This window comes from Amycolatopsis nalaikhensis (assembly GCF_030264295.1).
Taxonomy (GTDB): Bacteria; Actinomycetota; Actinomycetes; order Mycobacteriales; family Pseudonocardiaceae; genus Amycolatopsis; species Amycolatopsis nalaikhensis.
The window spans coordinates 8,198,381-8,211,866 of sequence record NZ_CP127173.1 but is presented as its reverse complement, the minus strand read 5'-3'; the positions used below and the strand labels follow the sequence as shown (position 1 = coordinate 8,211,866).

General features: G+C 73.6%; 11 protein-coding genes and 1 pseudogene. 7 read left to right on the top strand and 5 right to left on the bottom strand.

Annotated elements, in window-relative coordinates; translation table 11 throughout:
* The 3 genes from QP939_RS40030 to QP939_RS40020 form a co-directional block, all read right to left on the bottom strand.
* Complete coding sequence (locus QP939_RS40030) at nt 1-765, bottom strand: alpha/beta fold hydrolase (RefSeq protein ID WP_285451744.1); 765 nt, start codon at nt 763-765, stop codon at nt 1-3.
* Nucleotides 762-2,036 carry an RNA polymerase sigma factor gene (locus tag QP939_RS40025; RefSeq protein WP_285451743.1) on the bottom strand — a complete coding sequence of 425 codons (1,275 nt, stop codon included), beginning with the start codon at nt 2,034-2,036 and terminating at the stop codon, nt 762-764. The genes QP939_RS40030 and QP939_RS40025 overlap by 4 nt, the downstream gene beginning before the upstream one ends.
* A 63-nt stretch (nt 2,037-2,099) precedes the next feature.
* Nucleotides 2,100-3,143, bottom strand: coding sequence for a TetR/AcrR family transcriptional regulator (locus QP939_RS40020; protein WP_285451742.1), 1,044 nt, complete (start codon nt 3,141-3,143; stop codon nt 2,100-2,102).
* 84 nt (nt 3,144-3,227) lie between these two features.
* Here QP939_RS40020 and QP939_RS40015 point away from each other — a divergent pair, with 84 nt between their 5' ends.
* The 3 genes from QP939_RS40015 (at nt 3,228) to QP939_RS40005 (ending at nt 5,731) form a co-directional block, all read left to right on the top strand.
* Entirely contained in the window at nt 3,228-4,400 is a 1,173-nt protein-coding gene (locus QP939_RS40015; RefSeq protein ID WP_285451741.1) for a cytochrome P450 family protein, read from the top strand.
* 126 nt (nt 4,401-4,526) lie between these two features.
* Nucleotides 4,527-4,841: a transposase gene (locus QP939_RS40010; RefSeq protein WP_414641955.1), complete on the top strand. Its 315-nt coding sequence runs from the start codon at nt 4,527-4,529 to the stop codon at nt 4,839-4,841.
* Entirely contained in the window at nt 4,838-5,731 is an 894-nt protein-coding gene (locus QP939_RS40005) for an IS3 family transposase (protein ID WP_285451740.1), read from the top strand. The genes QP939_RS40010 and QP939_RS40005 overlap by 4 nt, the downstream gene beginning before the upstream one ends.
* A gap of 160 nt (nt 5,732-5,891) precedes the next feature.
* Here the strand turns inward: QP939_RS40005 and QP939_RS40000 are convergent, their stop codons facing one another.
* Nucleotides 5,892-6,683 carry a TetR/AcrR family transcriptional regulator gene (locus QP939_RS40000; RefSeq protein WP_285451739.1) on the bottom strand — a complete coding sequence of 264 codons (792 nt, stop codon included), beginning with the start codon at nt 6,681-6,683 and terminating at the stop codon, nt 5,892-5,894.
* A gap of 78 nt (nt 6,684-6,761) precedes the next feature.
* Between QP939_RS40000 and QP939_RS39995 the strand changes: the two genes are divergently transcribed.
* The 4 genes and pseudogenes from QP939_RS39995 (at nt 6,762) to QP939_RS39980 (ending at nt 12,120) form a co-directional block, all read left to right on the top strand.
* Nucleotides 6,762-7,691, top strand: a complete 930-nt coding sequence (locus tag QP939_RS39995; protein ID WP_285451737.1) for an ATP-binding cassette domain-containing protein — start codon at nt 6,762-6,764, stop codon at nt 7,689-7,691.
* Nucleotides 7,688-8,470 (top strand): ABC transporter permease, encoded by a 783-nt coding sequence (locus tag QP939_RS39990; RefSeq protein WP_285451736.1) that lies wholly within the window; start codon nt 7,688-7,690, stop codon nt 8,468-8,470. The genes QP939_RS39995 and QP939_RS39990 overlap by 4 nt, the downstream gene beginning before the upstream one ends.
* Before the next feature lie 2 nt (nt 8,471-8,472).
* Nucleotides 8,473-11,017, top strand: a pseudogene (locus tag QP939_RS39985) (SCO1167/SCO6262 family helicase).
* Nucleotides 11,014-12,120 carry an SWIM zinc finger family protein gene (locus QP939_RS39980; RefSeq protein WP_285451735.1) on the top strand — a complete coding sequence of 369 codons (1,107 nt, stop codon included), beginning with the start codon at nt 11,014-11,016 and terminating at the stop codon, nt 12,118-12,120. Before QP939_RS39985 ends, QP939_RS39980 begins: the two are co-directional and overlap by 4 nt.
* Nucleotides 12,121-12,260: 140 nt before the next feature.
* On the opposite strand, the gene QP939_RS39975 is transcribed toward QP939_RS39980, so the two are convergent.
* Nucleotides 12,261-13,472, bottom strand: coding sequence for an FAD-dependent monooxygenase (locus QP939_RS39975; protein ID WP_285451734.1), 1,212 nt, complete (start codon nt 13,470-13,472; stop codon nt 12,261-12,263).
* Between the last annotated feature and the right edge of the window lie 14 nt (nt 13,473-13,486).

The window sequence follows — 13,486 nt, the reverse complement described above, 5'->3', positions numbered from 1 at the left end:
TCAACGTCCTTCCAGCACTTCGCGCAGACGCGCGGCGAAGGCGACCGGTTCGGCGGAGAACCCGCCGTGGTCGCCGGGGAACGGTTCGGCGGTGACGCCGAGGGCGGCGGCCAGGCCGAGGCCCGCTTCACCGGCGGGCTGCCCGGCCGATTTTTCGCCGACGCCGACGACCAGCCGCGTGGTGGTCGCGCGCAGGGCGGCCAGGTCGGGGTCGTAGGCGCCGACGGCGGGCATGAGGTGGCCGAAGAAGTAGGCGAAGTTGCCTTCCGCGCCCGGGTCCAGCGGCGGGGCGGGGTCGATGCCCAAGGTCGCCATGAACGCGGCGAAGGCCGCGCCGAGGCCCTGTTCCCGGTAGAGCGCGGCGACGTCGGGGCCGTCGAGGGTTCCCACGGGCAGGTACCGGGTGATCGGGGGTTCGTGCAGCACGAGCGTCCGGACTTGGCCGGGGTGGCGCACAAGGTGCGTCAGCATTGTGATGGCGCCGCCGCTGCTGGCGAACACGTCGGCGGGACCCACTTCGGCGAGCAGCCGGTGCACGTCGTCGGCGTGCTCGCGCAGGACGTCGGGGCCCGGTTCGCCGTCGAGGGGACTGCGGCCGAGGCCGCGCGGGTCGAAGGTGACGACGGTGTGGTCTTCGGCGAGCACGGGCCGGATGGACGTGAACACGGCGGCGTCGGCGGGCCCGCCGGGGACCAGCAGCAGCACCGGGCCGCGGCCGGTGACGTCGTAGGTGAGAGTGGCGCCGGGGACGGCGAGGGTGGTCATGGGCGTTCCTCCGGTGATCGGGGTTCGCCCTCCCGACGATCGGGCTCGCCCGAGACCGACACGGCTTCCGAAATTCGTCGCGTGAGGTACGCGCGTTCGGCGTCGGTGGGGGCCAGGTCGCGGGCTTTCGCGTACCACTGCGCGGCTTCGGCGTGGCGGCCGAGGCGACGGAGGAAGTCGGCGCGGGTGGCCGGGAGCAGGTGGTAGCCGTCCATGGTCAGGCCGTCGAGGAGCGCGAGCCCGGCGGCGGGGCCCTCGGCCATGCCGACCGCGACGGCCCGGTTCAGTTCGACGACGGCGCTGGGCACGTGTTTGCGCAGTTCGCCGTAGAGCCCGGCGATCTGGGCCCAGTCGGTGTCGGCGGGCCGCGCGGCGGTGGCGTGGCAGGCGGCGATGGCGGCCTGGATCTGGTACGGGCCGGGCCGCCGTCGGCGCAGCGCGGTCTCCAGGACCTGCGTGCCTTCGGCGATTTCGCTCGTGTCCCAGCGGCCGCGGTCCTGGTCCTCCAGGGGGACGAGGACGCCGTCGGGGCCGACGCGGGTGGCGCGGCGGGCGTGCTGCAGCAGCATCAGCGCGAGCAGGCCGAGGACCTCGGGTTCGTCGGGCATCAGCTGGGCCAGGACGCGGGCGAGGCGGAGGGCTTCGGCGGCGAGGTCGGGGCGCAGCAGGTCGGGGCCCGCGCTGGCGGAGTAGCCCTCGTTGAACGTCAGGTAGAGCACGCCGAGCACGGCGGCGGTGCGTTCGGGCAGCAGGTGCGCGGGTGGGACTCGGTACGGGATGCTGGCGTGGCGGATCTTGCGCTTCACCCGCACGAGCCGTTGCGACATGGTCGCTTCCGGCACGAGGAAGGCGCGGGCGATCTCGGCGGTACTGAGCCCGGCGAGGGTGCGCAGGGCGAGCGCGACCTGGGCTTCGGTGGCGAGCGCGGGGTGGCAGCAGGTGAAGATGAGCCGCAGCCGGTCGTCGGTGACGCCGCTGTCGTCGGGGCCGGGTTCTTCCGTGACGTCCATCAGCGCGGCCTCCCGGAGCTTGGCGACGCCGAGGGCGTCGCGGCGGAGCCGGTCGGTGGCGCGGTTGCGGGCGGCGGTGGTGAGCCAGGCGCCGGGGCGGCGCGGGACGCCGTCGCGGGGCCACGTGCGCAGCGCGAGCGCGAAGGCTTCCTGGGCGCACTCTTCGGCGAGGTCCCAGTCGCCGGTGATCCGGATGAGCGTGGCCACGACCTGGCCCCACTCTTCGCGGAACGCCTCGGCGACGGCGGTCTCGACGTCCACCACCCGCTCCTTTCCCCGTGTCCGGTCACCCTGCCGACGAACGGGCGGGCCGGTTACCGACACCTACCCGGTCGCGGCCGCGTGGCAGGCGCCGAACCCGTCGGCGCGCACGACGATCCGGCCGCCTTCCACGCGCACGGCGGTTTCGGTGGCGTCGCTGACCGCGGTGACGCCGGCGGCCGCGGCGAGCTCGCCGCCCGCGTCGCAGACGATCCGCAGCCGGGGCCGCGGGTCCGGGGCGATCGCCTGGTCGAGGCAGCCGCGCAGGTCGGCGACGGCGAGGCGGGCCAGCGGGGCCAGCTCGCCGGGGTCGCTGGTGACGAGCACGGCGGTGACGTCCACGCCGGTGCGGACGGCTTCTTCGAAGGCCGAGGCGCGGTGCAGGCCCAGGACGGCGATGACGCCGTCGCCGGGACGCACGGTGTCGCCGGTGAGCAGGTCGGTCGCCGCCGGTGGGGTCCACGGCTCGTCGGCGGGGCGGGCCTGGCTGGTGATCGGCGGGGTGCTGGGCCAGTCGTCGCTGAGGTCCAGGTCGAGCAGGGCCGCGCAGGCGGTGACGATGTGGAACGGCTCGCCGAAGCCGGGTGCGGCGGCGGCGAGCTGGCTCGCGCCGTGCAGGGTGGTGAGGGCGGCTTCGGCGACGCGGACCAGGCGCCGTCCCGGGCGGACGCGTTCGAGGGCGAGCCCGAGCAGGACCGCGTTCACGCGCATGAGCTGCGCGAACGGTCGCCGGGTGTGGTCGTCGGCGAGGATCTCGGGCAGCAGGTCGCGGGCGAGGCGGGCTTCGTCGCTGTCGCTGTCGGTGGCCAGGGGCAGGCGGGCGACCCAGGCGCGGGCGAACGCGGCCAGGACGTCGGCCGCGTCGGCGTTCGGCGGCGGGGTGGCGAGCCTCGGTGCGCGTTCGGCGAGGTCGGCCAGGACGGCGAAGTAGAGCGCCCGTTTGCCGGGGAAGTTGGAGTAGACCGCGCCGCGGGTGAGCTCGGCGCGTTCGGCGATGACGTCGATCTTGGCCTCGCGGAAGCCGCGGCGGGCGAACTCGTCCCGGGCGGCGGAGAGGACCTTCGCGCGGTTGCGTTCCTGGGTCTCCGCCCTGCTGAGCCTGACCATCGTCCTCCTTGCCGCGGTGTCGCGAGCCAAGCTACCGTGACCACTGAGATGATAAGACCATCTGATGTGAACATCTGGAGTGGCATGACCCCCGAGATCGACCTGACCGACTTCAAGGTCCTCACCGACCCCTTCACCGCCTACGACCAGGCCCGCGAGGTCAGCGCGGTGGCGAAGCTGGTGATCCCCGGCTTCGGCCCGTTCTGGGCGCTCACCCGCTACGCCGAGGCCCGCGCGATGCTGGCCGACCCGCGGTTCGAGGTCCGCGCCGGGAGCTTCATGCGACCGCCGGGCATCCCCGAGCACTGCCTCGAGTACATGCGGACGATGGCCGAGCAGGACGGGCCCGAGCACCTGCGGCTGCGGCGGCTGGTCGCCCCCGCCTTCACCCCGAAGCGCGCCGCCCAGCTGCGCCCGCGCCTGGCGGCGATCACCGAGCGCCTGCTCGACGAGCTGCCCGCGCACGCCGAGGACGGGGTCGTCGACCTGGTGCCGCACTTCGCGCGGCCGCTGCCGATGGACGTCATCTGCGAGCTGGTGGGCATCCCCGACGCCGACCGCCCGCGCTGGCGCGAGTACGGCGCCGCGGTCGCCGGCGGCGCGGGACCGGACTTCGCCGCGGCGATCCCCGAGATCATCGCGGGCGCGAAGGACGCGGTGACCCGCAGCCGCGCCGAACCGGGCGACGACCTGATCGGTGACCTCGTGCACGCCCAGGACGACGACCGGCTCACCGACACCGAGCTGGTCACGCTGGTCTGGCACCTCGTGCTCGCCGGGCAGACGCCGGTGAACCTGATCGCCAACGCCGTCGAAGCCCTGCTGCGGCACCCGGACCAGCTCGCGGCCCTGCGGGCGGATCCGGGGTTGTGGCCGGGTGCGGTGGAGGAGCTGATGCGGTTCTGCAGCCCGCAGCTGCTGACCACGCCGCGGTTCGCGCGGGAGGACGTCGAGATCGACGGGTCGGTGATCCGCGAAGGTGAGCGGGTGACGGCGGCGATGGTGGCGGCCGACCGCGACCCGCGGGTGTTCGCCGACGCCGACCGGCTCGACGTCACCCGGTCCGGGCCGTCGCAGCTGGGCTTCTCGCACGGGCCGCACTTCTGCCTGGGTGCGTCGATCGCGCGGGTGGAGACGGAGGTGGCGTTGTCGGGGCTGTTCGCGCGGTTCCCGGACTTGGCGCTGGCGGCCGAGGACGTGCCGCGGGCACCGGACGGCGGCACGTGGCGCCCGGCGGAGCTACGGCTGCGGCTCTGAGCGCGCGCCAAGTTGTCGCGAATGACTCATTCGCGACGCTGGCGGTCCTGGGCTTGACCCGGTTTGGCGGACACCTCTGATCAGGGGCGGGAGCCCCTGGAAGGGATGTCCCTCATCATGGAACCCATGGCGAAGAAGAAGCCCCGGGCCCGGCAGCGACCTCGGCGGGTGTTCACGCCTGAGTTCAAAGCCCAGATCGTCGGGCTGGTGCAACGCGGCGAGCGGACGGTGCCGGAGGTGGTCCGGGACTTCGAGCTGACCGACTCGGTGGTCCGGAAATGGATAGTGCAGGCCGAACGCGACGCGGGGATCCGCACCGACGGGCTGACCAGCGACGAGAAGGCCGAGCTCGCCGCGCTGCGGAAAGAGAACACCCGGCTGCGTGAGGACGTGGAAATCCTCAAACGGGCGACGGCTTTCTTCGCGAAGGAGACCCGGTGAACGTCTACCCGTTCATCGAGGCGGAGAACGCCCGCGGCGCAGGCACGGTCACGCGTGCCTGCGCCCTGCTGAAGGTCTCCCGTGCCGCCTACTACGCCCACCGCACCGGTCTCTCGCAGCGTGCCCACGAGGATGCCGCCCTGACCGAGAAAATCATCGAGGTGCACGAGGAGTCCCGCGGCACCTACGGGTCACCACGCGTGCACGCCGAACTGCGAGCCCAGGGGCACCGCCATTCCCGCAAACGCATCGCCCGGCTGATGCGCCAGGCCCGACGAGCGGGACGGGCACCGAAGCGATGGCGCACCACCACCGTCGCCGACCCGGCCGCCCCGGCCCGCCCGGACCTGATCACCCGCGACTTCACCTGCCACCCCGAGGACATCAACACGCGGTGGTGCGGGGACATCACCTACATCCCCACCGGGGAAGGCTGGCTCTATCTGGCCACCGTGATCGACATCGCCTCCCGGCGAGTCGTGGGCTGGGCCACCGCCGACCACCTGCGCACCGACCTCATCGACACCGCGCTACGCACCGCTCTCACCCAGCGCCGCCCCGCTCCCGGGGTGATCTTCCACTCCGACCGCGGCTGCCAGTACACCTCGGCCCAGTTCGCCCGCACCGCCGCCGACGCCGGAGTCCGGCTCTCGGTCGGCCGCACAGGCCAGTGCTGGGACAACGCGGTGGCCGAGTCGTTCTTCGCCACCATCAAAACCGAACTGCTCGACCGACAGCCCTGGCCCACCAAAGCCGAGGCTCACCAGGCGATCTTCAGCTACATCGAAGGCTGGTACAACACCCGCCGCCGGCATTCCAGCCTCGGCTACCTCAGCCCCAGCATCTACGAAACAGCCACCCAGCCGGCCACCGAAGCTCAGATAGCCTGATTCCACTCATCAACCCCGTCTGCCAAATCGGGGCATGCCCAGTCCCGAATGAGTCATTCGCGGCACTCCGGCGGCGGCTGTGGCTGGCTGGCGCGGACGAGCGGCCCGCGTGGCGAAGGTCGCGAATGAGTCATTGGCGGCGCTGGTGGTCCCGTATGAGTCATTCGCGACGCTGCGGCTCCGAGCGGCGGGCGTCGACCAGCAGCTCGATCCCGTCGAGGATACGGGTGAGGCCGAAGCGGAACGTGTACGCCGGGTTCTCCGCCGCGTCGTGGGCTTGGCCCGCGGCCGTGCCGACTCGGGAGGAGATCGGGTAGTGCGCCGCGTCGGCGGCCGGGATTCCGGCCAGGACCGGGGCGGCGCGCTCCCACCACTGCGCGTCGGTCATGCCGCTGGTGCGCACCAGGCGGGCGTTGTCGAGTGAGCTGCGCGCGGTCGTCCGGACCAGGCCGGTGACGAGGCTGACCACGGCGTCCATCTCGATGTCGTCGAGTCCGATGCCCTCGACCGCGCGCAGCTCGTGTTCGTACTTGGCGAAGCTGTGCGGGCCGAGCGCCGAGCGGCTGGTGGTGACCTGCAGCAGCCAGGGGTGGCGGTGGAACAACTCCCACTGCGCTTCGGCGATCGCGGTCAGGGTCTCGCGCCAGCCGTTCGGCTCGGGCACCGGCAGCTCGCCGTGGGCGTGGTCGATCATCAGGTCGAGCAGCTCGGCGCGGCCGGGCACGTAGGTGTAGAGCGACATGGGGGAGACGCCGAGCTGCTCGGCGACGCGGCGGATGGTGACCGCGTCGATGCCGTCGGCGTCGGCCAGTGCGATCGCGGCGCGCACGACGTCGGCCGTGGCCAGCTTGGGTTTCGGGCCGCGTTTCGGGGGTGCGGAGACGCCCCAGAGCAGCTCGATCGTGCGTCGCGGGTCGCCGTCGCCGTTGTCCTCGGTGCTCACGCCGGTCATTCTGCCCACCTGATTTCCGTACGTCGTACAGAGTTGTGCTAGCCTGTTCTCCGTACAACGTACAGAGTTAGGAGCTGGATGACTCCGCAGATCCACGCCGAGGGACTGCGCAAGCGCTACGGCGCCGCGTACGCCCTCGATGGGTTCGACCTCTCCGTCCCGGCGGGCACGCTGTGCGGCCTGCTCGGACCGAACGGCGCGGGCAAGACGACCGCGGTCCGCGTGCTCTCCACCCTGCTGCGCCACGACGAGGGCGTCGCCCGCGTGGCCGGGTTCGACGTCGCCACTGAATCAGCGAAAGTGCGCTCGGCGATCGGGCTGGTCGGCCAGCAGGCGGCGGTCGACGAGATCCTGTCCGGGCGGCAGAACCTGATCCTGTTCGGCCGGCTGCACCACCTGGGCCGGCGGGAGGCGGCGCGCCGGGCCGACGACCTGCTGGAGCGGTTCGGCCTGGCCGACACGGGGCCGAAGCCCGTGTCGGCATACTCGGGCGGGATGCGGCGACGGCTGGACCTCGCGGCGTCCCTGCTGGCGGCGCCGCGCGTGCTCTTCCTCGACGAGCCGACGACCGGGCTCGACCCGCGCAGCCGCCTCGAGGTCTGGAAGGCCGTGCGATCCCTGGTCGCCGACGGGACGACCGTGCTGCTCACGACGCAGTACCTGGAGGAGGCCGACCAGCTGGCCGACCGGATCTCGCTGGTCGAGCACGGCCGGGTGATCGCCGAAGGCACCCCGGCCGAGCTGAAGGGCTCGCTCGGCGCGACCCGGATCGAGCTGGCGGTCACCGACCCGGACGCGCTCGGCGCGGCGACGGCGCTGCTGGCCCGGGTCACCGGCGCCGAGCCGGTCACCGAGGAGCTGCGGGTCAGCGCGGCGGCCGGGGCGTCGGCGCTCACCGACGTCGTCCGCGAGCTGGCCGCCGACGGCCTGGCCGTGGCCGACGTCGCGCTGCGGCACCCCACGCTGGACGAGGTGTTCCTCGAGCTGACCGGAAAGGTGGCGCGATGAGGTGGGCTCTGGCGGACGGCTGGACGCTGACCGGGCGCTACCTCGCGCAGCTGGCCCGGCGCCCGGCCCGGCTGGCGACGGTGGTGGCGTTCCCGATCCTGATGGTGCTGATCTTCGCCTACCTGCTCGGCGGCGGGATGAGCGTGCCGGGCGGGGGCTCCTACCGCGAGTTCCTGATGCCGGGGATGTTCGCGATGACGATGGCGTTCGGGTTGTCGGGCACGATGATCGCGGTGCTGGATGACGCCACCAAGGGCGTCACCGACCGGTTCCGGTCGCTGCCGATGGCGCCTTCGGCGGTGCTGACCGGGCGGGTGGCCGCGGACCTGGTGAACGCGGTGCTCGCGCTGGCGGTGCTGCTCGGCTGCGGGTACGCGGTCGGCTGGCGGCCGCACGGCTCACTCGCCGAGACCCTGGCCGCGTTCGGGCTGCTGTTGCTCCTGCGGACCGCGCTGGTGTGGGCCGGGATCTACCTGGGCCTGCTGACCACCGATCCGGCGATGGTGACGCTCGCGCAGACGCTGGAGTTCCCGTTCGGGTTCCTCTCGAGTGCGTTCGTGGCGACCGCGACGATGCCGGCGTGGCTGGGAACCGTGGCGGAGTGGAACCCGTTGTCTTCCACGGTGACGGCGGCGCGGGTGCTGTTCGGCAACCCCGGCGCGGCCGGGACGTCTTGGGTGAGCGCCCACCCGGTGCTGATGGCGGTGGTGTGGCCGCTGGTGCTGCTCGCGGTGTTCGTGCCGTTGTCCGTGCGCCGATACAGGAGGCTGGGGAACTGAACATCCACTTCGCGCCGAGCGATCCGCCGCGGGCGGGACGGCTCGTCGTCGACGGCCGTGATCTCTCCATTGTGGACGGGTTGCCGGAGCTGCTCGGCGGGGCCGACGCGTTCTGGGCGACCGCGGCGACGGCGGCGTTGCGGCTGGTCGCGGCGGGCCGCCTGCTGCCGGGGGTCACCGAAGGCGGGCACGACGCCTGGCGGGCCGGGCCGCTGGAACCCGCGGAGGCGGCGTGGCTGCGGGACCTCGCGGCCGCGATGCCGCCGGACGAGCGCGCGCCGGGGCCGCTGCTGCGGGCGTTCCTCGACGCCGTCGCCGACACGCTGCCCCGCACGCCCGCCGCGGCGAAGGCGGCCGGGGCGCGGTTGTTCGCCGCCGTCGCCCCGCAGCGGGCCGAGGCGGTGCGGGACTGGGCCGACGAGCTGGCCGCGGGCCTGGACTCGGGGATCCGGGTGTCGCTGCGGGTCGAGGCGCCCGGCGGGTTCGACGCGGGCCACTTCCGCGCCGTCGTGCAGGTGCACAGCCTCGCCGAGCCCGGCCAGATCGCCGACGCCGCCGAGCTGTGGGAGACGGGCCGGTTCGGGCCGCGGGCCCGCATCGACGTCGTGCTGGCGCTGCGGCGCGGCGCGCAGGTGTGGCCGGCCTTGGGACCGTTGCTGACCTCGGCCGTGCCGGACGCGCTGCCGCTGGGCGAGGACGACGTCACCGAGCTGGTCGCTGCGGCGGCGCCGCGGCTGGCGGCCGTGGGGATCGACGTGCACTGGCCGGTGGAGCTGGCGGGGTCGCTGACGGCGCGGGCGGTGGTGAGCGCCGGGGACGCGCCGGGTGACCTGCCGTCGTTCTTCGGCGGCGGGCGCGCGCTGGCGTTCGACTGGCAGCTCGCCTTGGGTGGTGAGGTGCTGACCGAGGCGGAGCTGGACGCGCTGGCCGAGGCCCGCCGTCCGGTGGTGCGGCTGCGGGACCGGTGGGTGCTGGTCGACCCGGCGCTGGCGGCCAAGGCGCGGGAGCGGACGTTGAAGCCGCTGACCCCGGTCGACGCGCTGGGCGCGGTGCTGACCGGCAGCACCGAGGTCGACGGCGAGCCGGTCGAGGTCGTCACCGACGGCTGGCTGGCCCGGCTGCGGGAACGGCTGTCCGCGCCACCGGAGCCCCAGGCCCCGCCGCCGGGGCTCGCCGCGACGCTGCGGGACTACCAGCTGCGCGGGTTGCAGTGGCTGGCGACGGTCACCGGGCTCGGGCTCGGTGGCTGCCTCGCCGACGACATGGGCCTGGGCAAGACGGTCACGCTGATCGCGCTGCACCTGCACCGGGCTTCCGGCCCGACGCTGGTGGTGTGCCCGGCTTCGCTGCTGGGCAACTGGGAACGCGAGATCCGCCGGTTCGCCCCCGGCGTCCCGGTGCGGCGCTTCCACGGCAGTGCCCGCTCCCTCGACGACCTCGACGGGTTCGTGCTGACCACCTACGGCACGCTGCGCGCGGATCCGGCGCCGCTGGCCGGGGTCCGGTGGGGGCTGCTGGTGGCCGACGAGGCCCAGCACGTCAAGAACCACCGTTCCGGCACGGCCAAGGCGTTGCGGCTGGTGCCCGCGGCCGCGCGGGTGGCGCTGACCGGGACGCCGGTGGAGAACACGCTCTCGGAGCTGTGGGCGATCCTCGATTGGTCGGCGCCGGGGCTGCTGGGTTCGCTGAGTGAGTTCCGGGCGCGCTGGGCGAAGCCGATCGAGGCTGGGGACCCGGTGGCAGCCGAGCGGTTGTCCCGGCTGCTGCGGCCGTTCCTGTTGCGGCGCCGCAAGTCCGACCCCGGGATCGCGCCGGAGCTGCCGGCCAAGACCGAGACCGACCGGCCGGTGGCGTTGAGCCCGGAGCAGGTCGCGCTCTACGAGGCGGTCGTGCGGGAGATGATGGCCGAGATCGCGGCGAGCGACGGGATGGCGCGACGTGGCCGGATCGTGAAGCTGCTGACCGCGCTCAAGCAGATCTGCAACCACCCGGCGCAGTACCTCAAGGAGCCCGGTGGCCGTTCGGGGAAGCTGGAGCTGCTCGACGAGCTGCTGGACACGATCCTCGCCGAGGGCGGCGCGGTGCTGGTGTTCACCCAGTACGTCGCGATGGCGCGGCTGCTGGAGAAGCACCTGGCCACGCGCGGGATCGGGACGCAGCTGCTGCACGGCGGCACACCGGTCGCCCGCCGCGAAGACCTGGTCAAGCGGTTCCAGGACGGCGAGGTGCCGGTGTTCCTGCTGTCGCTGAAGGCGGCCGGGACGGGGCTGAACCTCACGCGCGCCGACCACGTCGTTCACTTCGACCGGTGGTGGAACCCGGCGGTCGAGGACCAGGCGACCGACCGGGCGTACCGGATCGGGCAGACGAAACCGGTGCAGGTGCACCGGCTGGTCGCCGAGGGCACGATCGAGGACCGGATCGCGGCGATGCTGCGGGAGAAGCGGGCCCTGGCCGACGCGGTGCTGGCCGGTGGCGAGGCGGCGTTGACGGAACTGTCGGACACCGAGCTCGGCGGAGCTCGTCGAGCTGAGGAGCCGCGGATGAGCGACGAGCGGGTGCGCGGGTTCCCCGCGTTCGGGGCGGCCGGGGCGCGCGGGCGGTTCGCGAAGTCGTGGTGGGGCCGGGCGTGGCTGAGCGCGATGGAGGATACGGCGCTGGACCTGCAGCAGCTCAAGGCGGGCCGCCGGTACGCCGCGGCCGGGCTGGTCGGGCCGATCACGGTGAGCCCCGGCCGGATCGCGGCTATGGTCGACGACGCCGACGGCGGCCCGTACCGCACCGAGCTGCGGCTGGCCGAGCTGTCCGAAGTGGACTGGACGCGGTTCCTCGACCGCGTCGCGTCCCGGGCGGGGCACCTGGCGGCGTTGCTGGACCGGGACATGCCGCACGACCTGGTGGAGGCGGCCGACGACGCGGGCGTGCACCTGCTGCCCGGGATCGGCGACCTCGATCCGGAGTGTGACTGCCCGGGCTGGGAGCTGCCGTGCAAGCACGCGGCCGCGTTGTCGTTCCAGGCGTCGTGGCTGCTGGACGCGGACCCGTTCGTGCTGTTGCTGATGCGCGGCAAGGGTGAGCGCGAGATCCGCGAGGAGCTGGAGAGCCGCACGGCCCCGCGCGACGAGTTGGCCGCCGTCGACCGGGCGCCCGGTGAGCTGCCGGACCTGGCCGCGTTCCAGCCGACGGGCGCGCCGTCGCTGCCCGCGGCGCCGGGGGTGCCCGCCGAGGCGTTCGCGCTGCTGGTCGCGAACGCGTCGGCGCGGGCACGGGCGGTGCTGGCGAGGGAGCCGTGGCCGGGGCGGCGGCACGACGCGGTCCGGCTGGCCGCGGAGTTCCCCGACGCGGCGGATCGGCTGGGTGACGGGCCCGAGTTCCGGCGCGCCGTCGCAGCCTGGACGCACGGCGGTTCCGCGGGACTCGACGTCCTCGAAGGGGCGTGGACTCCGCCGAAAGCCGCGCTGGCGGCGGCGCGGACGGCGCTGGCCGACGTCACGGACGAGGAGCCGGTGTTCGACCGCAACCGCTGCACGGTCGGTGACGTGCAGGTGCGGCTGGACCACCAGGGCCGCTGGCACCCGTACCGCCTGGAGGACGGCACGTGGTGGCCCGCCGGGGCGCCGGAGACCGATCCGGGTCTGCTGCTGGGCTGAACCCGCCGGAATTCCCGGTATCCAGCGCGGCACTCAGTGCCTCCTGAGCCCGTGACGGCGGTTTCACGCCGGGGCCCGCTGGGGGTGCGGGCGCGCGGGCTCCCTCCCGCGCGCCCGCCCGGTTTCCCTCGCGAGGGCGGCTAGCCGACCGGCGTGGCCGCGTAGTCCTTGACTCGCATGGAGTCGTGCATGCGGACGCCGCCGGTGTTGAGCTTGGCGAGAGCCGTCGTCATCCGGGCGGGCAACGCCGAGACCAGCTGCCCACCGCGAGCCAGCGCCCACGCCCCGAACCGCGAGCCGGGAATGAGACTCCGGGCGGCACCGACGGCGAACGCCCGGCTCTTGGCGACCAGGTCGGCCATTTCGCGTTCGTAGGCGGCGAAAGCCCGCTCGTAGTCGCCGCGAGCGTCGGCCAGCTCGCCCGCCAGGACGTACGCGCCCAGCACCGCGAGGCTCGTGCTGCCGCCGACGGCCGGGCCGGGGCAGTAGCCCGCGTCGCCGACCAGGGTGACGCGGCCGCGGGACCAGGTGTCCAGCCGCAGCTGGGTGATCGAGTCGAAGTAGAACGGGCCCGGGCCGTCCAGCTCGGCGAGCCAGCCGTCGACCTGGGGGTGCATCCCGGCGAACGCCTCGCGCAGCAGCTCCTTCTGCCGCTCGGTGTTGCGGTGGTGGTAGTGGAGCTCCTCGGTGCGGCGGAACAGGAACACCGCGCGTGCCTCGTCGAGGTGGCGGGCGCTGTAGATCCCCGCGCAGCGGCCGGCGCCGAGGTGCATGACCGTCTCGCCGTCGAGGCCGAGGGTGTCCGGCAGGGACAGGACCGCGAGGTAGGCGCCGATGAACGTGGTGAACCCGGCTTCCTCGCCGAAGACCAGGCGCCGCACGTTCGAGTGCAGCCCGTCGGCGCCGACGACGACGTCGAAGCGGCGGGGTGCGGCGTGTTCGAAGGTGACGTCGCCGTCGGGGGAGATGGCCGTGATCGAGTCGCCGAAGAGGTATTCGACGTCGTCGCGGCCGGCGTCGTAGTAGATCTCGCTGAGGTCGTCGCGCATGATCTCGACGTGCCGGTCGGAGGTGGCCTGGTAGATCTTCGCCAGGTCCACCCGTGCGGGCCGCCGGGCGCCTTCGCGGTGCAGCGTCATCCGGGTCGTGCCGGTCTTGAGCGCTTCCACCCGCGGCAGGACGCCCATCTTCTCCGTGATGTCCATGGCGGGCCGGAACAGGTCGACCGCGTGGCCGCCGGTCTTGCGCAGCGCCGGGGCGCGCTCGACGACGGTGACGTCGAAGCCGTGCCGGGCCAGCCAGTAGGCCAGCACCGGGCCCGCGATGCTGGCGCCGGAGACGAGTATCCGCATGACAACCTCCCTGA

Excerpts from the sequence above, each read along its gene's own strand:
- QP939_RS40010 (WP_414641955.1), top strand. The coding sequence starts at position 4,527 with ATGGCGAAGAAGAAGCCCCGGGCCCGGCAGCGACCTCGGCGGGTGTTC.
- QP939_RS40015 (WP_285451741.1), top strand. The coding sequence starts at position 3,228 with ATGACCCCCGAGATCGACCTGACCGACTTCAAGGTCCTCACCGACCCC.
- QP939_RS39975 (WP_285451734.1), bottom strand. The coding sequence starts at position 13,472 with ATGCGGATACTCGTCTCCGGCGCCAGCATCGCGGGCCCGGTGCTGGCC.
- QP939_RS40020 (WP_285451742.1), bottom strand. The coding sequence starts at position 3,143 with ATGGTCAGGCTCAGCAGGGCGGAGACCCAGGAACGCAACCGCGCGAAG.
- QP939_RS40030 (WP_285451744.1), bottom strand. The coding sequence starts at position 765 with ATGACCACCCTCGCCGTCCCCGGCGCCACTCTCACCTACGACGTCACC.
- QP939_RS39990 (WP_285451736.1), top strand. The coding sequence starts at position 7,688 with ATGAGGTGGGCTCTGGCGGACGGCTGGACGCTGACCGGGCGCTACCTC.
- QP939_RS39980 (WP_285451735.1), top strand. The coding sequence starts at position 11,014 with ATGAGCGACGAGCGGGTGCGCGGGTTCCCCGCGTTCGGGGCGGCCGGG.
- QP939_RS39995 (WP_285451737.1), top strand. The coding sequence starts at position 6,762 with ATGACTCCGCAGATCCACGCCGAGGGACTGCGCAAGCGCTACGGCGCC.
- QP939_RS40000 (WP_285451739.1), bottom strand. The coding sequence starts at position 6,683 with ATGACCGGCGTGAGCACCGAGGACAACGGCGACGGCGACCCGCGACGC.